Annotated in this window: 22 protein-coding genes and 1 tRNA gene; 11 read left to right on the forward strand and 12 right to left on the reverse strand. The window is 61.4% G+C overall.

Annotation, left to right across the window (positions count from 1 at the left end; translation table 11 throughout):
- Position 1: 1 nt before the first annotated feature.
- Entirely contained in the window at positions 2–259 is a 258-nt protein-coding gene (locus tag QAT43_RS00660) for a hypothetical protein (protein WP_305041091.1), read from the reverse strand.
- Between the two features lie 110 nt (positions 260–369).
- On the opposite strand from QAT43_RS00660, the gene QAT43_RS00665 reads away from it, so the two are divergent.
- The 11 genes from QAT43_RS00665 to QAT43_RS00715 all read left to right on the forward strand — a co-directional run bounded on the left by QAT43_RS00665 (position 370) and on the right by QAT43_RS00715 (position 10,225).
- Positions 370–960 carry a flavin reductase family protein gene (locus tag QAT43_RS00665; RefSeq protein WP_305041092.1) on the forward strand — a complete coding sequence of 197 codons (591 nt, stop codon included), beginning with the start codon at positions 370–372 and terminating at the stop codon, positions 958–960.
- A gap of 331 nt (positions 961–1,291) precedes the next feature.
- The gene (gene panB, locus QAT43_RS00670) at positions 1,292–2,098 is read left to right on the forward strand and encodes a 3-methyl-2-oxobutanoate hydroxymethyltransferase (protein WP_305041093.1); all 807 of its coding nucleotides are present in this window, start codon (positions 1,292–1,294) and stop codon (positions 2,096–2,098) included.
- Positions 2,099–2,108: 10 nt separating this feature from the next.
- A complete protein-coding gene (panC, locus tag QAT43_RS00675; RefSeq protein ID WP_442900172.1) occupies positions 2,109–2,969 on the forward strand; it encodes a pantoate--beta-alanine ligase in 861 nt (286 codons plus the stop codon).
- Positions 2,966–3,361 (forward strand): aspartate 1-decarboxylase, encoded by a 396-nt coding sequence (panD, locus tag QAT43_RS00680; RefSeq protein ID WP_305041095.1) that lies wholly within the window; start codon positions 2,966–2,968, stop codon positions 3,359–3,361. Before panC ends, panD begins: the two co-directional genes overlap by 4 nt.
- A gap of 8 nt (positions 3,362–3,369) precedes the next feature.
- Complete coding sequence (locus QAT43_RS00685) at positions 3,370–4,662, forward strand: amidohydrolase family protein (RefSeq protein WP_305041096.1); 1,293 nt, start codon at positions 3,370–3,372, stop codon at positions 4,660–4,662.
- A gap of 16 nt (positions 4,663–4,678) precedes the next feature.
- Positions 4,679–4,753, forward strand: a tRNA-Gln gene (locus QAT43_RS00690).
- Between the two features lie 257 nt (positions 4,754–5,010).
- A complete protein-coding gene (locus QAT43_RS00695) occupies positions 5,011–5,979 on the forward strand; it encodes a tetratricopeptide repeat protein (RefSeq protein ID WP_305041097.1) in 969 nt (322 codons plus the stop codon).
- A 22-nt stretch (positions 5,980–6,001) separates the two neighbouring features.
- A complete protein-coding gene (locus tag QAT43_RS00700) occupies positions 6,002–7,459 on the forward strand; it encodes a hypothetical protein (RefSeq protein WP_305041098.1) in 1,458 nt (485 codons plus the stop codon).
- A complete protein-coding gene (locus QAT43_RS00705; protein WP_305041099.1) occupies positions 7,456–8,235 on the forward strand; it encodes an MlaE family ABC transporter permease in 780 nt (259 codons plus the stop codon). The genes QAT43_RS00700 and QAT43_RS00705 overlap by 4 nt, the downstream gene beginning before the upstream one ends.
- Positions 8,236–8,250: 15 nt before the next feature.
- Positions 8,251–9,135 carry an ABC transporter ATP-binding protein gene (locus QAT43_RS00710; protein ID WP_305041100.1) on the forward strand — a complete coding sequence of 295 codons (885 nt, stop codon included), beginning with the start codon at positions 8,251–8,253 and terminating at the stop codon, positions 9,133–9,135.
- 1 nt (position 9,136) lies between these two features.
- Positions 9,137–10,225 carry an MlaD family protein gene (locus tag QAT43_RS00715; protein WP_305041101.1) on the forward strand — a complete coding sequence of 363 codons (1,089 nt, stop codon included), beginning with the start codon at positions 9,137–9,139 and terminating at the stop codon, positions 10,223–10,225.
- 123 nt (positions 10,226–10,348) lie between these two features.
- Here QAT43_RS00715 and QAT43_RS00720 read toward each other — a convergent pair whose 3' ends face one another.
- From QAT43_RS00720 to gspE, 11 genes are all read right to left on the reverse strand, one after another.
- A complete protein-coding gene (locus QAT43_RS00720; RefSeq protein WP_305041102.1) occupies positions 10,349–11,275 on the reverse strand; it encodes a glucosaminidase domain-containing protein in 927 nt (308 codons plus the stop codon).
- Positions 11,276–11,345: 70 nt separating this feature from the next.
- Positions 11,346–12,245, reverse strand: a complete 900-nt coding sequence (gspN, locus tag QAT43_RS00725; protein WP_305041103.1) for a type II secretion system protein GspN — start codon at positions 12,243–12,245, stop codon at positions 11,346–11,348.
- The gene (gene gspM / locus QAT43_RS00730) at positions 12,242–12,772 is read right to left on the reverse strand and encodes a type II secretion system protein GspM (RefSeq protein WP_305041104.1); all 531 of its coding nucleotides are present in this window, start codon (positions 12,770–12,772) and stop codon (positions 12,242–12,244) included. Before gspM ends, gspN begins: the two co-directional genes overlap by 4 nt.
- Positions 12,769–14,169, reverse strand: coding sequence for a GspL/Epsl periplasmic domain-containing protein (locus QAT43_RS00735; protein ID WP_305041105.1), 1,401 nt, complete (start codon positions 14,167–14,169; stop codon positions 12,769–12,771). The genes gspM and QAT43_RS00735 overlap by 4 nt, the downstream gene beginning before the upstream one ends.
- Before the next feature lie 8 nt (positions 14,170–14,177).
- A complete protein-coding gene (gspK, locus tag QAT43_RS00740) occupies positions 14,178–15,134 on the reverse strand; it encodes a type II secretion system minor pseudopilin GspK (RefSeq protein ID WP_305041106.1) in 957 nt (318 codons plus the stop codon).
- Positions 15,131–15,736, reverse strand: coding sequence for a type II secretion system protein GspJ (locus QAT43_RS00745; RefSeq protein ID WP_305041108.1), 606 nt, complete (start codon positions 15,734–15,736; stop codon positions 15,131–15,133). Before QAT43_RS00745 ends, gspK begins: the two co-directional genes overlap by 4 nt.
- Positions 15,733–16,122 (reverse strand): type II secretion system minor pseudopilin GspI, encoded by a 390-nt coding sequence (gene gspI / locus QAT43_RS00750; RefSeq protein ID WP_305041109.1) that lies wholly within the window; start codon positions 16,120–16,122, stop codon positions 15,733–15,735. The genes QAT43_RS00745 and gspI overlap by 4 nt, the downstream gene beginning before the upstream one ends.
- A gap of 8 nt (positions 16,123–16,130) precedes the next feature.
- Positions 16,131–16,658, reverse strand: coding sequence for a pilus assembly FimT family protein (locus tag QAT43_RS00755; protein ID WP_305041110.1), 528 nt, complete (start codon positions 16,656–16,658; stop codon positions 16,131–16,133).
- The gene (gene gspG / locus QAT43_RS00760; protein WP_305041111.1) at positions 16,636–17,076 is read right to left on the reverse strand and encodes a type II secretion system major pseudopilin GspG; all 441 of its coding nucleotides are present in this window, start codon (positions 17,074–17,076) and stop codon (positions 16,636–16,638) included. Before gspG ends, QAT43_RS00755 begins: the two co-directional genes overlap by 23 nt.
- Before the next feature lie 73 nt (positions 17,077–17,149).
- Entirely contained in the window at positions 17,150–18,370 is a 1,221-nt protein-coding gene (gene gspF, locus QAT43_RS00765; RefSeq protein ID WP_305041112.1) for a type II secretion system inner membrane protein GspF, read from the reverse strand.
- A gap of 1 nt (position 18,371) precedes the next feature.
- On the reverse strand, positions 18,372–19,981 hold a 1,610-nt coding region (gene gspE, locus QAT43_RS00770; protein ID WP_305041113.1), incomplete at its 5' end, for a type II secretion system ATPase GspE.

Raw genomic sequence — 19,981 nt, forward strand, 5'->3', positions numbered from 1 at the left:
CTCATTGCAGGGTGCGGCGGTAGCACACCCCGGAATCGCCCATGAATTCGCAATCCTTCTCCGGAACTTCTTCCAGTTCGATGAGGGTGAAGGAGTCGGAGGGAATGCCATGCAGCCTGGCCAGGATCTCCTCGCGCGACACCGTCGCATCGAAGATGAACAGGCCCTTGGTGCTGTCCTTGATGGGGAAACGCTGTCCGATTTCCGAGGACCATCGAGGGTGCCAGTAAATGTCGTTTTTGATCATCAATCCGTTCATAAAAACCTCCATCAATCGAGAGCTTCTATGTCTATTTTAGCCTCCGGCGGGTGCGGTGCAAAGGTGGCCGGCGCCGGGATGTTCCATGCCTTGAACAACAGGAGTATTCAGTGAAAAAGCGCCAACTCGGACCCTGCATAACCTTTTTTCCTCAGCCCACCACCCTGATTGCGACCTGCAACGCGGCGGGCGACGTCAATTTGATGACCGCCTCCTGGGTCGGCATCGTCAGTAAAACCCCGCCGACCCTGGCGGTTGCCCTGCATCAGCAGCGGCAAACCTATGAAAACCTGCTTGCCACCGGTTGCTTCACGGTTAATCTGGTACCGGCATCCCTGGTCGTGGAGGCCGATTTCTGCGGCCTCAAATCCGGGCGGGATACGGACAAACCCGCCTCAAGCGGTCTAACCCTGGAACCGGCGACCAAGGTGGCGACGCCGCTGGTGGCCGAATCGCCGCTGAACGTGGAATGCCGGGTGGTGGGGGAGCATCACCTCGGCGATTATCGGCTGGTCCTGGGGGAAATCCTTGAAATCCATGCCACGGATGCGGCCTTTGACGCCGAAGGGCGCATGGATGCCCGGGCCTTCGATCCGCTGGTCTACCTGGGCGGAATTCGTGAATACTGGAGCCTGGGGGAAAAACGGGGCGATGCCTATCGCGACGGGATCCGCCTTTTTGGGGACAAGACCGGCCAATGAACCCTTGGATCCAATGAACGAATTCTTTGTATACGGAATTGTTCGGGTGGTGAAAAAACACTGGACGTTGCCGCGCCACCTGTGATATTCGATGAAACGTCTTTTTAATGATGTCGGAATGCCCGGAACCCGTACTGGAGCTGACACCGACCGGCAATAAAAGCACCATCAGGAAACAGACCGCCTGGATCCTTAAGGACCGGGACGGAAGGCGCCAAAGAGAATTCCCGGGCAGGATCTGCCCGAGGGCCGCATTCTGCCTTTCGATCCCGCCATCGAAGGGCATTTTTATTTTTCGGCGCCGACATTTCCCGCGTCGGTAGGAAACGGAATGGAACCCAAGCGCAAGACCATCCTCGCCTTGCAGAAAATGAAAGCCGAAGGCGAGAAGATCAGTGTCCTGACCGCCTACGACTATGCGCTGGCGCGGATCATGGACGAAGCCGGCATCGATGTGATTCTGGTGGGCGATTCCGTCGGCACCGTGGTCTCCGGGCACGATACGACCCTGCCGGTCACCATGGAAGAGATGATCTACCATACCCGCGCCGTGGTGCGCGGCTCGCGACAAGCCCTGGTGGTCGCCGACCTGCCGTTTCTGTCCTATCAGGTCGACCTGCGCGACGCCCGGCTCAATGCCGGACGCCTCATCAAGGAGGGCGGTGCCCAGGCCGTCAAGCTCGAAGGTGGTGAGAACCAGGCCGCCACCATCCGCGCCATCACCGCCATGGATATTCCCGTCATGGGTCATATCGGCCTGACGCCTCAGTCCATCCACCGCATGGGCGGCTATCGGGTCCAGGGGCGGCAGGAGGCGCAGGCCCGGCAACTGTTGGCCGACGCCCAGGCGGTGGAGGCCGCGGGCGCCTTCGCCCTGGTGCTGGAAGGCATTCCGCGTTATCTCGCCCGCGATATCAGCAACGCGGTGTCCATTCCCACCATAGGCATCGGCGCCGGTGTTTACTGCGACGGGCAGGTGCTGGTCATTCACGACATCCTCGGCCTGTGTGAGAAGTATTCACCAAAATTCGTCAAGAAATTCGCCGATGTTTCCGGAACCATTCGCGGCGGCGTCGATGCGTACATCCGCGAGGTCAAGGACGCGGCGTTCCCGGCGACCGAGCACTCTTTCGATTGACCCCATGACCATGGATATCATCACCAACATCGACGAAATGCAACAGCGCTGCCTGGCCGCGCGGGCCCAGGGCAAACGCCTGGCGTTCGTGCCGACCATGGGCTATCTGCACGAGGGACACCTCTCGCTGCTGCGCGCGGCGCGTGATGCCGGCGACATCCTCGTGCTGAGTATTTTCGTCAACCCCACCCAATTCGGCGTCGGCGAGGATTTCGACAGCTATCCGCGCGATCTCGACCGCGATGCCGAAATGGCGTGCTCCGTCGGCACCGACTGGCTGTTTGCGCCACGCGCGAGCGCCATGTATCCCAAGGGCTACGCCACCTGGGTCGATGTCGAGGGGTTGACCGGTAATCTCTGCGGCGCCAGCCGTCCCGGGCATTTCCGGGGAGTGACCACGGTGGTGTGCAAGCTGTTCGGCATCGTGCAGCCCCATGTGGCGTTTTTCGGGCAGAAGGATTTTCAGCAGCTGGCGGTCATTCGTCGCATGAGCGCCGATCTCAATCTGCCGGTGGAAGTACGAGGCCTGCCTATTGTTCGCGAGGCGGACGGGTTGGCCATGAGTTCCCGCAATGTCAACCTCAGCCCCGCTCAACGCCGTCAGGCTCTGGCGCTTTTCGCCGGTATTCGCCTGGCCGCCGCGCAAGTCGCGGCCGGGGAGCGCGACAGCCGCCGCGTACTGGCGGCGGTGCGCGAAAGAATCCAACAGGAACCCGAAGCCACGGTCGATTACATCCAGATTTGCCACGACGAGACCCTCACCGATCTGGAAACCATCGACCGTCATGCCTTACTGCTGCTTGCGGTCAGGGTGGGAACGACCCGCCTGATCGACAACCACCATCTGGGAGAGGAGATTCCAGAATCATGACGAGAAAAATGCTCAAATCCAAAATTCACCGCGCCACGGTCACCGGTGCCGACCTGCATTACGAGGGCAGCGTCACCATCGACCGCAATCTGCTCGAGCAGGCCGACATCAAGCCCTATGAGGCCGTCGATATTTGGAACGTCACCTACGGCACCCGGTTTCAGACCTACGCCATCGAAGGTCAGCCCGGTAGCGGCACCATCTGCATCAACGGCGCGGCGGCGCGCCTGGTGTCCCGGGGCGATCTGGTGATCATCGCCAGTTGGCTCGATCTCGCCGAGGAGCAGGTCGCCGGCCACGAGCCCAAGCTGGTCTTTGTCGACGACAAGAATCGTCCCACGGCGCAGAAGGTGGAAACGGGCGGCCAGGCCGAGCTGAAAAAAGCCATCTGACCCCTGCCGTGGAAACGCTGTACCTGGCCCGGTACCTGGTGCCGATCAGCGGCGCCGCACTGGAAGGCGGCGCTCTGGCGGTACGCCATGGGCAGATTGTCGATCTGGGCACGATCAAGGACATGACCGCGGCTCATCCCCGGGCCGCGGTCGTCGATTTTGGCGACGACAGTGTGTTGCTGCCGCCCCTCGTCAATGCCCATACCCACCTCGAATTGACCCACTTTCCGCAATGGGCCGCCCAGCGCGGAGACCAATCAACGCCCGGCGATTTCGTCGATTGGATTCTGCGCATCATCCGGGTCAAGCGCGCCGTGGATCCCGATCTCTTCGCCGTCTCCCTTCGGGAGGGCATTCGCGCCAGTCTGGCCGCCGGAACCGGGGCGGTGGGCGATATCCTTTCCTGGCTGCCGGCGCGCAGCCAATATGGCAACGCCCCCCTTTACGGCCGGCTGTACCTGGAAACCCTCGGCCTTGATCCCGCCAACAACCGCAAGCTGTTGCGCAATCTCGGCAAGATTGCCGAGGAGTGTCTCGCCGGGCGGCTGCGCCTGGGACTCGCCCCCCATTCTTCCTACAATCTCAGCGGCGAATATTTGGAGATGATCTTCAATTATGCCCGGCGCCACGGATTGCCGCTGTCGACTCATCTGGCCGAATCCTCGGCCGAAGTGCAATTCCTCATGGACTCTTCCGGTCCCATCGCCGAGCGGCTGTATCCGATGGTCGGATGGCGTGACATGCTGCCGCCCGCGGCTCGCCGCCGCCCTGTTGCCTATCTTGCCGAGCGGGGCGGATTGGTGCCCGACAATCTGCTGGTGCATGGGGTGCGGGTGGATGCGCACGATTGCGAAGAGATCGCGCGGGCCGGCGCCTCGGTGGTGCTTTGCCCGCGTTCCAATCAGTGCTTGGGCGTCGGCCTGGCGCCGTTGGAAGACTACTTGGCCACCGGGGTCAACCTGGCCCTCGGCACCGACAGTCTGGCCAGCAACGATTCTCTTTCCGTCTGGGATGAACTGGCCTTTGCCCGGCAGGCCTTCGCCGGGCGCCTTGCGCCCCTTGACCTGCTGCGCATGGCCACCTGCAATGGCGCGCGCGCCCTGGGCCTGGGCTCCGAAATGGGCAGCCTCGCGCCCCGTATGGGCGCGCATTTTCAGGTACTGCGCGCGGGGTCCCTGCCGACCTTCGGCGACCTTGAGGAATTCCTGGTCAGCCCCGGCCGCACCGCCGAGGTGCGCGCCCTTTATCTGGCCGGTCGCGAGGTGAATTTTGCCCTTGACCCCAGTAGTGAAGTCTGCTAAAAGAAATCTCCCGTTTTGGGGCGTCGCCAAGCGGTAAGGCATTGGACTCTGACTCCAACATCCCTAGGTTCGAATCCTAGCGCCCCAGCCAAAAAAAATCCGGAACCGTCGCGTTTCAGCAAGACGGTCCGTCATTGTTCGAGCCTTCCCGAGGGAAGGCACCCAGGGTGGGGCTTCGGCTCCGCCCTTTTCTTTTTTTTTCTCGTTGCGGTGGCTGCGACAAGCTCAATGTTGCTCGCCTCTAGACCCAATTTTGGGGTATGATTCTCGGCGTCGAGCCGCCATGCCGGGACGGGCAAGGTTTCCAGGCTCCCTCGCGAATGACCATTGTTTTCACAGGTAGGTGCCATGAGCAATCAGCCGGAACATCCGGTCTCTCTTTCGCCACGCTATTATCGTCTCTGGACGCCCCCGGTCGGCCACAGCGTCGCCGTCGGCGCCGAACGCGTACCTTTGCCGCTGCCAAAAATCCCCCTGCCGCTGCATATCAAGGCTGACCAGACTGACGAGCCCAGCGACGACGCCATCGGGCAAGGGCTCTACGATTATTTGCGCGAGTTTCCCGATTGTCCCCACAATCAGACTTATGCGGCGCTATTGCGCGATGCCTATCCCCATTTTCTCGCGGAGATCGGCAGCCAACTGGTGATGCTCGATGCGCGCCAGGTCGATCCGCTCTATATCCGGCGCAAGATCACGCTGCTGCGCATCCTGCTGCTTCTTGAACCCAGGAACCCCGGCATTTTTCAGCAGCTCGGCCTCGCTCACTATCAGGTGGGCACCATGTTTTCCGAATTGCACAATATCCGCGCCGATTTGCTCAAGGCCCTGGGCTATCTGCAGCAGGCCCTGAACCACGCCGCCCCCGAGATAGGCATTCTTAATTACCTCGGGCAGATCGACTATTATCTCGGGGATTATCCGGGCGCAGCCCGGCGCTGGCAGGGGATTCTCGACCGGTTGCCGGCCGGCTCCGCCCGGCAGGAATTGCAGCGGCGGCTGCACGACATTGATGCCGGACGGGTGCCCGACCATCCCCTTATTGATGATTTCGAAGCCATCGGCCAGGCCCAGCAGGCTTATCGCAAGGGGGAAATCGAGGAGGCCCTGCGGATCTTGGACCGGGTGGCGCAAGACCCTTATTTGGGTGCCATATATCGTGCGCCGGAATTTTTTCACTTTCTCGGCTTGTGTTGGGAGGCTTGCGGGGATACGCAAGGCGCCCTGGCCGCGTTTGCCGAAGCCTTGAGCATCGAGGAGGATTTCGAGCCGGCGCGCGACGCCTTCGAGCGTCTCCATGGGAGTGCAAGCTTCTAGGATGCGTTCGTGGATGTTGACAATGGCCGTCCTGGCCGCTTTATTGCTGGCCTGTGGCGTGCCCTCATCGGCGCAAGCCGAAGAGCAGGACCGAATTTTTTCGCTCTGGCCGCTGGTCGATTACCGCAGTTCGCCGCGGCTTGAGTATTCGAGTCTGCGACTGTTCGGTCCCCTGTTCAAGCATGAGCGCAAGGGCAGCGAGGTGGAATACGGCCTGCGGCCGCTGTTTTTCCGGGCCCATGATGAGGAGGACGGCCGCCGGTTCGCCGAGTATCTCTATCCGGTGGCCGGCAGTCGCTTGGCGCAGGATCAGAGGTATTTTCAGGTTTTTCGCCTGTTTGAAACCGATTCGGACCGTCGCCCCGATGGCAGCGGTGACGAATTCATGCTGTTTCCGTTTATTTTTTATGGCCAGGATCGGGAGCTTGGCGACTATTTCGCCTTCTTTCCCTTCGGCGGCAAGCTCCATGGAAAATTCTGGCGAGATGAGATTCGCTTTACCTTGTTCCCCCTTTACGGGTATACCAGGAAAGGCGATACGGAAATCACCAATATTTTGTGGCCGATCTATGCCCGGATTGAAGGGGAAAACGAAAGCGGGAGAAAGTTTTGGCCCTTGTACGGCAGTTCCCAAAAAGAAGGCGTCTATCGCAAGAGTTTCGTGCTCTGGCCTTTTTACTTCAATGAGCATCTGCGGCTGGACACCGACAATCCGCGCCATCGGCGCGGCGTGTTTCCTTTTTATTTAGCGGACGACTCACCGACACGCTCGCAGCGCACCTGGCTCTGGCCCTTTTTCAGCCACATCGTCGATCGCGAGCGCGATTACGAGGAGTGGAACGCCCCTTGGCCGCTGGTACGACGCGCACAGGGCGCTCATCGGGAATCGCGCAAATTTCTGCCTTTTTTCTCCCAGGAGCGCACCGGCGCCATGGAGCGCAACTGGGTGCTCTGGCCTATTTTTCTGCACAGCCGCCTGACCACGGAGGAACTGGTGCGGGAGCGCCGCCAAGTGCTGTTTTTCCTTTATTCCAACTTGGAGGAGCGCCTGCGGCTGGAGGATGAACCTGATTATACCCGGCTCAAGAGGGTGGCTCTCTGGCCCCTGTTCAATTACGAGCGGCGCCAGGGGGTTTCGCATTTTTCCACTCTGGCCCTGCTGGAACCTTTTTTTCCGGATAAGGGTGGCGTGCGGCGCAACTGGTCGCCCCTCTACACGCTTTATCAGAGCAAATGGGACACCCAAGGCAACGCCGTGTCTTCCTTTCTCTGGAACCTCTACTGGAAGGAGCGCCGCGGCGCGGATCTCGCCTATGAGGTCTTTCCCCTGGTCAGCTACCGGGGCGAGGGGGGCGATATGAGAGAATTCAAATTCCTCAAGGGCCTGGTTCATCTGCGCCGCGAGCCTGAAGGCGGACGCCTGTCCCTGTTCTATCTGCCTTGGGGTTTTTCCTGGGGCGAGGCGACGCAAAAGCCATGATCGGACGGTTTTTCCATGTAATCGGCGCCAAACTCCTGGCTCTCGCGCAAACCACCGGCGAGATGCTGCAACAGTTGGCGCAGACTTTTTATTACTTCAAGGAGGCGCCGCGCAATCTGCCGTCCATTTTCCGCCAGATGAAGGACATCGGCAACGATACCCTGCCCATCGCGGCGCTTATGGCCTTTTTCGTTGGCATGGTCCTCGCCTTGCAGACCGGAACCCAGTTGGCGGTGTACGGCACGCAGAACGTTATCGGCGCCATCGTCGGACTCTCCATGGTCAAGGAACTGGGCCCGGTCATGACCAGCATCCTCGTGGCCGGCCGGGTCGGTTCCGCCATGGCGGCGGAAATCGGCGCCATGAAGGTCTACGAGGAGATTGATGCCCTCAAGACCCTGGAGATCAATCCGGTGCGCTACCTGGCCATGCCGCGCATGATCGCCTGTCTGCTGGCGGTGCCGGCGCTCACGGTGTTCTCCATCATCATCGGCATTCTCGGCGGCGGCTTCATCAGCAGTTTCACGCCGCGCATCAACGTGCCGCTCAATGTCTATTTCGACAATCTGATTCTCGCCCTGGATTACACCGAGATCTTCAAGGGCCTGCTCAAGGCCACGGTGTTCGGCGGCATCATCGCCCATGTCGGCTGCTACGTCGGCTTCAGCACCACGGGCGGTGCCCGCGGTATCGGCCGCTCCACCACCCGCGCGGTGGTCATGGGCTTTTTGCTGATCATGGTCGCAAATTATTTTCTGACGCGCATGACTCTTTAGGATCGTCTTACCGCCATGTCCACGACCAAGCCATCCAACGGCAACGACAACGACAACCGGGGCTTGTGGAACAAGCTGGTGCACGGTTTTCCCGGCACGGTTTTCGATGAGGAGGAGCGCGGCGAGTGCATCGCCGAATACGCCGAGCCGCACGGCGTCGACATCCGTATCGAAAACCTCAACAAATCCTTCGGCAACCTGCACGTGCTCAAGGACATCTGCCTGGACATCAAGGCGGGGGAAACCTTTTCCATCATCGGGCCTTCGGGCACCGGCAAGAGCGTGCTGCTCAAGCATATCGTCAAGCTGATCAAGCCGGACAGCGGGCGGATTCTCATCGACGGTCATGACGTCTTTGCCCCCAAGCCCAAGAACGCGCCCCGCGAATACCGCTACAGCATGGTCTTCCAGACCTCGGCCCTGTTCAATTCGCTGACGGTGGGAGAAAACGTGGGGTTGTGGCTGCGCGAAAAACGCATCTGCAACGAGGGACGCATCCGCCGCATCATTCGCCAGAAACTGCGGCTGGTGGGACTGGAGGGCAAGGAGGATCTGATGACCTCGGAACTCTCCGGCGGGATGAAAAAGCGGGTCGCCATCGCCCGCTCCCTGGCCATGAATCCGGATCTGATTCTCTATGACGAACCGACGGCGGAACTCGATCCGGTCACCTCCGACGAGTTGGCGCGGGTGATCATGAAGCTCAGGGAGGAAGTGAGCCTGACCAGCATCATCGTCAGCCATGACCTCAATTTCGCTTTCCACCTCTCCGATCGGGTGGCCATGATTCACGAGGGGCGGATCATCGAGATCGGCACGCCCGCCGAGCTCAAGGCCAGCGAAAATCCGAACGTGAAAAACTTCATCTACACCACGACCAAGGGAATTACAGGAGCCTGAAATGGCAATTTCAACCGAGCAGAAAGTCGGTTTTTTCTTTCTCGTCGCGCTGGTCGCCCTGGCGCTGCTGATCGAGTTCGTCGAGGAATTCCGCCCCTTCGAAAGCCAGGTGGAATACGTCGCCTATTTCGAGTCCCTGGTCGGCCTCAACGAGGGCGATCCGGTGCGCATGGCGGGCGTGCAGGTGGGTAAGGTGCGCAGCATTCAGCTGGAGGATTATCGCATCAAGGTGGTGTTTCGCGTGGCCGAGGGCACGGCGGTCAAGGGCGACACCATCGCCAGGGTGCGTCAGACCAATTTGCTCGGTGGGCAGTTCCTCGGCCTGTCCTTCGGGTCCGAGGGCAAGCCGATTCTCGAGCCGGGCTCGGCGATTGCAACCGAGCCCAGCGTCAACATCGACCAGATGCTCGCCGACCTCGATCGCAACCTCAAGACGGCCATGGCTGATTTCAGCGCCTTTCTCAACGATGGGCGCGAGCAGCTCAATGTGTCCGGCGAACGCCTCGCCAGCATTCTGCGTAAGGTGGATGAGGGCCAAGGGACCCTGGGGCAACTGGTGAACGATCGGGCGCTCCATGACGAGGTGCGGACCGTCGCCGCCAACCTTGCGGAACTCACGCGGCGCCTGGAGGCGGGCGAGGGTTCCCTGGGACGCATGCTCAACGACGATCAACTCTACACCAATACCACGGCGGCCCTGGCCAATTTGCAGGAGATCACCGAGCGCCTCAAGAACGGCGAGGGCACCCTGGGCCAGTTGCTGGTCAACGACGAAGTGCATGAACGCGCCGCCGACGCCTTGGGCAATATCCGTGACATCACCGCCAAGGCCAACCAGGGCGAAGGCACCCTGGGTCGCCTGATTCACGACGACAAACTCTACACCGAAACCAGCGAAACCATGACTCGCATCAACAGCATCGCCGCCAAGATCGACGACGGACAGGGCACCATCGGTCGTCTCGTCAACGAGGACGACCTCTACCGCGACGCCAAAACGACCCTGAATAAGGTCGAGAAAACCGTCGACGGCATCGGTGACGCCGGCCCGCTGAGCGCCCTGGGTATCGTGCTGGGGACCTTGTTTTAGGGTTTTGGCGCTGGGGATTTTTGTTGCCCGGATGCGGGCGAACCTCTGAGGTCAAGCCGGATAGATCGAAAAATCCGCCCTTATCCTGAAAATCCGCGTCCCATTGAGCTTTGCAGTGGTCTATCAAGAACCACGCAGGCTGATTTCCGAAAAGCGGGTCAGTTTGTTGTGCCGAATCATGGCGGCGATTTCCGCGACGTAGGCTTCGCGGCGCGTGGAATAGGCGGTGAGGCCTTGGGCGAGTTCGACGCCCCGCAAGGGACGCTCCTCAAGGCGCAGGCGGGCGCGAGTCTCGCGCAGCTGCGCGTAGGCACGGTGGGTGTTGAGATTGAGCATGTAGGACTGCAGGGAATCGTAGATGGTCGGAAAACTGCGGACCTCGTAGCTTTGCCCCTCGGGCCTTTTCTCGGGAACGATCCCGGTGCCCGGGGTAAAGGTCCACTCTCCGAAGAGATTGTTGGCGAGCTTGGCGAAGCGTGAGGTGCCCCAGGCCGACTCGTTGGCCGCCTGGGCCAGCACCAGGGAAGGCGGCAGGATATCCACCCGCTTGAGCAGCGCCTCGCGCACCGCCCTATCCTCGAAGAGGTCCCCCTTGACCTTGTACTTCACCTGAAGGTCTGCCAACCGTTCCATGAGGCCGGCACTGGGCATCCGCCCCTGATCATGGGCCAAGAGCACCGATTCGATCAGGTCGCGCTCGGCCTGGATCTCCTCGTTGCCCATGAGCACCATGGGCAGCAGGGTCAGGAAGAACAGGCGCTTTCTTTCGCTGGTTTGCGAGATGTTTTCGAGATCCTGGGGAAGGGACTGCACGATGAGCTTGGGCACCCCTTCCTCAAGGGTGTCGAGGTCGTAATTGTTGAGGGCGAAGATGCGGGACAGTTCGCCGTGGGATTCGGGGGAAACCACGAGGGCGGAGGGGGCGGATTGTTCCTGGCGAGACTCGACCACCAGGGTCGAAGCTTCCTGGCAACCCTGGAAAAACGGCGGCAGCAGAAGAAGCAGCCCCGTAAGAACCCGCAGGTAACTCTTGGGAAGTATAGTATTCATAGCGTTAAGATCTGGACAAGCCAGTGCCGAACATTAGCCAATCAAGCCCGGCAAGTCAAGCTCAAATCTTTCAGCGTAGGACAGGCGCGGCCAGGGAACCCGACAGGCGCAGGCGATAAACCCCCGTGCGATCAGGGCTGACGCCGGTCAGCAGAAGCAGGTCGGCGAGATTCGGATCAAGGGACGGCGCCGGCGTCAGTTCGACTTGGGCCGTGATGCGGCTAGATTGCGGGTCGGTGCCCAACAGCATGGTTCCCTTGCCGTCGACCAGCAGATCGCCGTCGGAGGCGCGCAACTCCTCGATGCGCAGATTGCGCCCCTGCAATTCCCCGCGCAGGGCAACCTGCCCCAAGGCCAGGCGACCGTTGGTCGCGCCAATACCCTCCAATCCCGTGAACGCCCCGCCATCGAGGCGCAGCTGAAAGCTTGCCTGGCCGGCATTGGCAAGAAGTTCACCGACCGATTCCAGAGTCCCCGTCAGTGTTCCCTGAATAGGGTAGGGAAAGGATTCAGGAAGAAACGGCGCCAGGCCCACCCCCTTGAGGTCGAACCTGAGGCTTCCGTCCCGATTGGCTTGGCCCTGGAGCGAACCGACGGGAAACGCCGCATTGAGATGGACGCCGGGGTTCTTGCCGAGTAAACCGGACCAGATGGGAGAAATGCGCAAAACGGCAATGCGCACCGCCGGCCAGGATTTCAGGTCCGATTGCCATCGAAGATCCTTGAGAACGAGCGTCAAGGGCGGCGAAACGCTCAGGCTGCCGATGTCGACGCGCAATCCGCTCTGGGCGTAAATCAGCTGCTCGGCGCGATCCCGCAGGGCGTGAGCGGGAAACAGCACGATCAACGTCACAAGGAACGCGACCAACAGCAGGCACAGGGCGCTCAGGTGCAGAAGCAGTTGCGGGCCGAGGCCGGCTTTTTTTGCGCCGGGGGCGGGATTCCGGAGGCTTTTGAAGAAAGATTTCATGTCGCTTTCTGCATGTAAGAGACGATGAGGGTCGTGTCAAGCAGCGATCGGTCGTCAAAACGTGTCCTGATGCGCAGGTTTTTGGTGTTGACGTGCAGGTCCGCGCCCTCCATGGCATGCAACAGCCTCACCAATTGGTCGAGGCGGATGCGGTCGAGGCGAATTTCCACCGACTCCTCGCGAAATTCGCCAAGGGTCTGGGGGCTCTGGGGGCGCATGGAAACCAGGTTTTCGCGGACACCGGTGCGGTTGGTGACATCCTCGACAAAGGAAAACAGCGAAAAACCCCGGGCGCTCGTCACCAGGCGCCGTTCCGCCAGGGCAAGCTCTTGTTGCAGGCGCCGGTATTCGCGCTGCAGCAGCCGGATCTCCTCCAATTGCCGCTCGCGGCTCTGGATGCGCGCCTCGGCCGCCTCGATACCCGTGCGGTAGGGCGACAGAACACCGAGCCAGAGGATGACCGCGAGGACGGCCAAGGCTCCGATACCGAGGAACAGTTTTTCCCGTTGCGACAGGTTGGCGATCATTGCAGCAGATCCTCCGGAGAAATCCTCAGATTGAGCCGGAAATCGACCCGCGTGCCGTCAAGGCCCATCTTCGCATCGGTGATCTGGGCATCGCGAAAGAGGGGAGAGGTCTCCAGGCTGAGGGAGAGCCGATTGATCGCCTCGAAGGATGAGGTGGTCCCATCGAGGCGCAGCTGATCGCTGGTGAAGTTGAGTTCGCGGATATCCAGGGTGATGTCCGCCGGGGTGCGCGCCGACACCTCGCGCAATACGTTGAGCGCCGAACGGTCGGCCCCCAGACCCAGAAGGCGGGCGCGCTCCCGCAGTTGGGCGAGGTTTGAGCGCATTTGCGCCGGAACGTCGACGATCACGCTGGTCTGGGGAAAGGTTTCGCGAAAGACCTGGCTCATTTCCTCACGCAGCTGCTCGGCGCGGGCTTTTTTGTGCGCGAAATTGGTGTAGGCGCCCGCGCCCGCCAGAATCAGGGTGAGCCCGAGAAGGGCCGAAGCGCCGATCAGACGGCGGCGGAATCCGGCCCATTCGCTTTTCGGCGAGAGCTCGCCCTTGAGAAAATTGAGCTGACGATCGCGTTCGGGCAGGGCGGCGCGCAGCGCCAGGGCGGCGGCGGGCAACAGGGCGGCAGACAGGTTTTCCCCCCGGATATTCAGTTCCGGTATCCGCACGTCGATCTCGGCCTCGCGCAGGGCCTGCTGCAATTCGCCGGTGACGGCGCTGCCGATCAGATAGAGCGGCGGCGACGCGTCATTGTCCGGTTTGGCCAAGGCAAGGTAGTCCCGCAGGATGAGGGAAGTCAATTTGTCGATCGGCTGGCCCGGCCGGTGCGGGAGGCTGCGGAAATCGACGATCTGTCCCTCCGCAAGGTGCGCCAGGGTGATTTCGCCGGCATTGATGAAGCCGAGCACGCCGCTGTCGATGCAGCGGCGCAGACCGGCCGCGAAGGCAAAGGGGGAGAGATCCAGAACATGCAGCGGCACGCCGGCCTGCTGAAAAATTTCGGCCTTAAGAACCGCGGCGGATTTTCGCGCCGCCGCCGCGGATACCCTGTAGGTGCCGCCGCCCTGGGATTGGGGCGCGAGGAAGTCGAATTCCAGATCCTCGCCCGCCGGCACTTGGCTGGTCATCTCCAAGGGCAGGGCCGCCGCGATTTTCTTGGGGTCGGAGAAGGGAAATTCCAGCCGCCGGGAAAAACTGCCCACCGCCGGCAAAAAGGTCGCGACGACGTCGCCGAACGCCACCTGGTCCAGGCTTTCGGTTAGCGCCTGGACCAGCGCATTCTCGTCGGCGGGCAGGGTTCTCTCCGTTGCGCTCGTCAACACCGGCCCGGTTTTTCCGGCCTCGGCGATCACGATGCGCAGCAGGCCGTCCTCAATGTCGATACCGATAAATTTTTTGGCCATGACCTTCTTCAGTCGACGCGTATGGAATGGATTTTATTAGCGCTCTTGCTGACCACGGCGGTCACGGTGCGGGTGCCGTCGTTGACCCACGCCTGGGAGCTGATCTGATAGTAATTGCTTTTGAAACCGATGCTGTAGGTCAGCTCGGCGCTGGTGGGGAATTTTTCCCAGAGGCTGGGAAATTCCCGCTGGAAATCCTCTAAATTCTCAAAGGGCTCAAGTTCGCGGGCGGCCACGATATCCTGCGCTTCCTCAAGATAGATGGGCCGGGCCTCGTCGAAATGCAAGGTCGCGATGACCTCGGCGCCCGCCGTGTTGAGATTGATGCGCAAATCTCCATAAAGACTGATATGGGGCCGCAGCGTCGCCACGATCTCCGGGGTGAAGCCGCGCACCAGGGCGAGTTCATCGAGGCTCGCCAAGGAACCGTTGCGCGCCGCGTAGGGCGGACTCAGGCTCTGGTAATAGGCGCTTTCCGCGCCCAGGGCGCCATCCTGCTCGTAGACGTCGTCGCCCGTGTCCAGCCAGTCGATGAGGGCGGCAACCATGTCGGCCGGATGATCAAGATCAAACTGCTCGAACAGGCGCAGAAAACGCTCCTTCTGCACGGGGTCGGGGTTGTTGCCCCGGACCAAGGCGTTGATGGCCAGGCGCCCGTCCAGATCCTCGATGTCGATGGTGACGATGCCTACCTCACCGACGGGAAAATTGGCGACCCCCTGGCCCCAGAGTTCGGTACGGGCATCGTAGGCGTTGCGGTCCTCCTGCAGGATCATCTGCCCGGCGCGCATGCCGCCGCGCGCCAGGTAATAGGCCCGGGTGCTGTCGCGATAGGTCTCAACCAGGCGCAGATCCACCAGCGTGGAGAAGGCGAATTCGGTGAGCAGGGCCGACAGCAGGGCGACCACCACCAGCACCAGCAGCAGAACCATGCCTTTTTCCTGGCGCAGCAAGGGTTTGCTCATGGCTCGACCCGCGGAATTTCCACCGCCGTGAGAAAGGTTCGGGCCCGCCCGTCCGCTTCGATTTCCAGATACAGTTCGACCATTTGCGGCAAGCCCGCGCCGTCGCCCGTGTTCCAGGCATCGCGCCATTCCACGCCGTCGAAAAAGCGCAGGCGAAAAAGGCGAATGCCCGCGGCGAGGCGATGCTCCATGCCCGCCGCTGCCGCGCCCGGCAGCAGGCTTTCTTCCCGACGCACCAAAAGGGGAGGCCCCTCACGGTCGTCGGGATTGGGCCGCACTTCGTAGCGGATCCGTGAAATGCCGGCGGCCCGGGGCAGGGTCGGAGAGGTCACGCGGGTGGTCATCTCCAGAAAATCCTGGCGTTCCTCGCCCTCGCCCCCCCGGAAAATGGAGTCGCGGGCGGGATGGTAATAAACGCTGCGGATTTCGCGTCCCATGCGATCAAACAGCACGCGGGCCTGATGGAAGACCTCGGCGTCGCTTTCCAGTTCGTCCTTGGCGGAACTCAGGGCGGCGAAGACCCCGTAAACCGATGTCAGCACAATGGCGGTAATCGTCAGGGCAACGAGTATTTCCAGCAGGGTGAATCCCTTGGTCCTCACGGGCGCAGCGTCCCCCCGGCGCGAAATACGAAGGACGCGATGTCAATCCTCTCCATGCGCTCCGCGGGTCCCCAGAGAACCCGGACATCCACTTGCTGCACGGCCGGTAGAATCGTCTCGGAAAAATCGATTTCCCAACGATATTCCTGAAAGGGTTCCTCGAAAGCTCCGTTGAGTTCCAATTCGCCCTCACGTCCCAGGGTGTAAAGGGTCTCCACTTCGCTCAGGGTGCGTTGGGCCAGCATGGTAGCTTGAGTCAGACGCTGGATTTCGCTCTGGGCATTGATGGAGCGGTTGCCCAGGCTGAGCAGCGTGACCAGCGCGATGGCGACGACGGCCAAGGCCACCATGACTTCCAGCAGGGAAAAACCCGATTGCTTCCTCATGCCATCCCTCAGCGGAACTCCCGGTGGCCGTCGTAGAATTCGGCGCTGCCGGTCAGCGGCGAAAAGCGCAGCGTCATTTTTCCCGCACCGTCTTCCAGATGCAGCACCGTTTCTTCCAGCCAACCCACGGAAAAAATGTCCATGGATACGGTGCCCGAGGAAAAAAGCCCCTTGCCGACCACCTCGACGTTTTTCAGGCGAACCGAACCGGGCAAGGTAATGCGCGCGCGACGACCCGGCAAGGGCACCCACTCGCCGCTAACCTCCTGGCGCAGGGACGAGATGGCCCCGGCATCCAGATCGAAGCTCATGCGGTGTGTGAGTCGTTGCAGGGCCGCCTCATTGTAGAGGTACTTGACCGAGCCGGCGAGATTGCGCCCCGCGGACCTGAGATCGGCGTTTCCGACCCGCCCCAAAAGCGGCAGGGTCAATAGCGAGATCAGGGCGATGATGAAGACGACAACAGTCAGTTCCGCAAGGGTAAAGCCCCGCGCGTCGGCAAGGCGGTCAGGGTTATTGCAGATTCCAGTTTTCAATGTCGGCATTCTTGCCTTCGCCGCCCGGCTCGCCGTCGGCACCATAGGACATCAGGTCAAAATCGCCGTGCACGCCGGGGCTCAGATAGACATAGGGATTGCCCCAGGGATCCAGGGGTATCTGACGCATATAGCCGCCGTCCTTGTAGTTGGTCGGAATGCGCCCCGTTTCCGGCTTGGTCACGAGAGCCTGCAAGCCCTGCTCGGTGCTGGGGAAAAAGCCGTTGTGCAATTTGAACATGGACAGGGCTTCCTCAAGGCTGCGGATCTGCACCTGGGCCTTGGTGCGGCGCGCCTCGTCGGGTTCGTCGAGCAGACGCGGCACGACGATGCCGGCCAGAATGCCCAGGATGATGACCACCACCATGATCTCGATGAGAGTAAAACCACGCTGCGAGTGCTTGAGGTATTTTGTCATGTTTTCCTCTAAATCTTCCGCGATGAAGTTAAAATTTCCCCGACAACCAACAACAGACGACCAACAACCGGTTTCAGCCAATCCCCTGGCTGGCCTCGAAAATGGGCAACAGGATGGCGAGCACGATAAAGCCGACCACCGTGCCCATGAGCAGAATCATCACCGGTTCGAGAAGCGAGAGCAGGGCGTTGATGGTCGAGTCGACCTGATGCTCGTAGGCATCGGCGACCTTGAACAGCATTTCCTCCAGTTCACCACTTTTCTCGCCCACCGCGGCCATCTGCGACACCATCTTCGGGAAAACTCCCGATCTGAGCAGCGGCTGGGCGAGACTTTCCCCCTCGCGCACGGCAATGATGGTGTCTTCCAGAACCTGCTTGAGAACCCGGTTGCCCATGAGGTTCTGCACGATTTCCAGCGCCGCCAGCAGGGGCACGCCGCTGCGCAGCAGGGTGCCTAGGGTGCGGGTGAAGCGCGCCGTGGCCAGCAGCAGGTTGAGCTTGCCGAACATGGGCAGCGACAGCTTGAGGCGATCGAAGCGCAGCTTGCCCGCCTCGGTTTTGAGATACTGGCCGAGGACCAGCAATCCGGCAATCAGCAACAACACCAACACCCACCACCAGGCCGAGAGAAAATCGCTGGTGCTGATGAGCAACTGGGTCGGCAGGGGCAGGGCACGGTCCATGTCCTCGAGCATGCGCGTGACCTTGGGCACGACGAACGCCATGAGAAAAAACAGAACGCCGGTGCCGATGAGCGCCATGAGCACGGGATAGGCCATGGCCGCCTGAATGCGCGAGCGCAGCCGCGCCTGCTCCTCGATAAAATCGGCCAGGCGATGCAGGACTTGGTCAAGAGTTCCGCTGCTCTCGCCCACCTGCACCATATTGACATAAAGTTCGGAGAAAATGTGGCCATGGCGGGCCAGGCCCTGGTGGAGCGCCTGGCCTTGCACCACGTCCTCGCGGGTTTGCGTCAGGGCCTTGGCAAAGGCGGGCTTCTCCTGCTGCCCGGCCAGGGTTGATAGCGCCTCGTCGAGAGCGATTCCGGCACTGAGCAAGGTGGCAAGCTGCCGGGTGGCGGCGGCGAGGTCGTTGATCGGGATGCGCCGGCGGGTCAGGAAGGACGGCAGGCCGCGCCGGCTTTTGGGCGCCGCGCTCTGCTGAATGATTTCGGTGGCGACGATTCCCTGGTTTTTCAGCAGTTGCAGGACCGTGCGTCGGCCGCTGCCCTCGATGACGCCGCTGACTTTCTTGCCCTGGGCATTGTAACCCGCGTAATCGAACAGAGGCACCTCAGACGTCCTCCTGCGTCACGCGCATCACTTCCTCCAGCGTGGTCCGACCCTGAAGCGCCTTGGCCAGGCCGGCATCGCGCAAGGCCACCATGCCCTTGCGGGTCGCGGCATTCTTGATGGTTGCCGAGTCGCTTTTCTTGAGTACCAGGTCGCGCAACTCGTCATCCATGGTGAGCAGTTCGTAGATACCGGTCCGGCCGCGATAGCCGATGTCCATGCACTGCTCGCAGCCGCGGCCGCGGTACGCGGTGGCGCCCGCGGGAAGGCTGGCGCCGAAGCCCATTTCCTCAAGGGCATCCGCGGTCGGCTGATAGGGTTCCTTGCAGTTGGGGCAGATGGTGCGCACCAGGCGTTGAGCGAGAATGCCCACCACCGAGGAGGCGACCAGGAAAGGCTCGACACCCATTTCCACCAGACGGGTCAAGGCGCCGGCCGAATCGTTGGTGTGCAGGGTGGAAAACACCATGTGGCCGGTCAGGGCCGACTGCACGGCAATCTCGGCCGTTTCTCCATCGCGGATCTCGCCGACCATGATGATGTCCGGATCCTGGCGCAGGATCGAGCGCAGGCCGTTGGCGAAGGTCAGGTTGATCTTGGGATTGACCTGGATCTGTCCGACCCCGGCCAGCTGATATTCGATGGGATCCTCGACGGTGATGATGTTTTTCTCGCGGCTGTTGAGCCGGGTCAGGGCGGCATAGAGCGTCGTCGTCTTGCCCGAGCCGGTCGGCCCGGTGACCAGAAAGATCCCGTGGGTCTTGTGAATCATGTGGTGGATCTGCTGCAGCAGGGTGCTTTCCAGCCCCACATCCTCCAGGGTCAGCACTTGGGAGCTTTTATCGAGCAGGCGCAGCACGATGCGCTCGCCGAAGGCCGTCGGCAGGGAGGACACGCGCACGTCCACGTCCTTGCCGGCGATGCGCACGCGGAAACGCCCGTCCTGGGGCAGGCGCTTCTCGGCGATGTTAAGGTTGGACATGATCTTGATGCGCGAGACGATGCCGGCGTGGGCCTTGATGGGCGGCTTGACGACTTCGTAGAGAATGCCGTCGATGCGGTAGCGCACCACCAGTTCGGTCTCAAAGGGTTCGATGTGGATGTCGCTGGCGCGCTCGCGATAGGCCTGGGTGACCAGGCTGTTGACGAAACGGATGATCGGCGCTTCGTCCGAGGTGTCGAGCAGATCGGCGGGCTCCAGGCCCTGGGGCAGGTTCTCGCCGGCGTCGCCGCCCATATCGCCGATGATCTCGCGGGTTTCCCCGGCGCGGGACTCGTAGGCCTGATTAATGGCGCGCAGGATTTCCTGGGGCGTGGCGACTACCGCCTCGACATAGGCGCCGGTCAGGGACGTCAGGTCATTGAGGGGCCGGCTGTCGAGGGGATCGGCCATGGCCAGAACGATGCTGTTGTCGTCCCGTTGCACGGGGAAGATGCGGTACTCCTTGGCAAAGCCGATGGGGATCCGATCGAGAAGCTCAAAGTCAAGGCCCTTGAGGGAGATGCTCTCCAGAAAGGGCAGGTTTTGCTGGCGGGCCAGGGCGCGCCCCAATTGCTCCGCGCTGATCACCTTTTTCTCAAGCAGGATTTCTCCCAAGCGCTGGCCGCTGA

This window comes from Geoalkalibacter sp., assembly GCF_030604225.1.
Lineage (GTDB): Bacteria > Desulfobacterota > Desulfuromonadia > Desulfuromonadales > Geoalkalibacteraceae > Geoalkalibacter.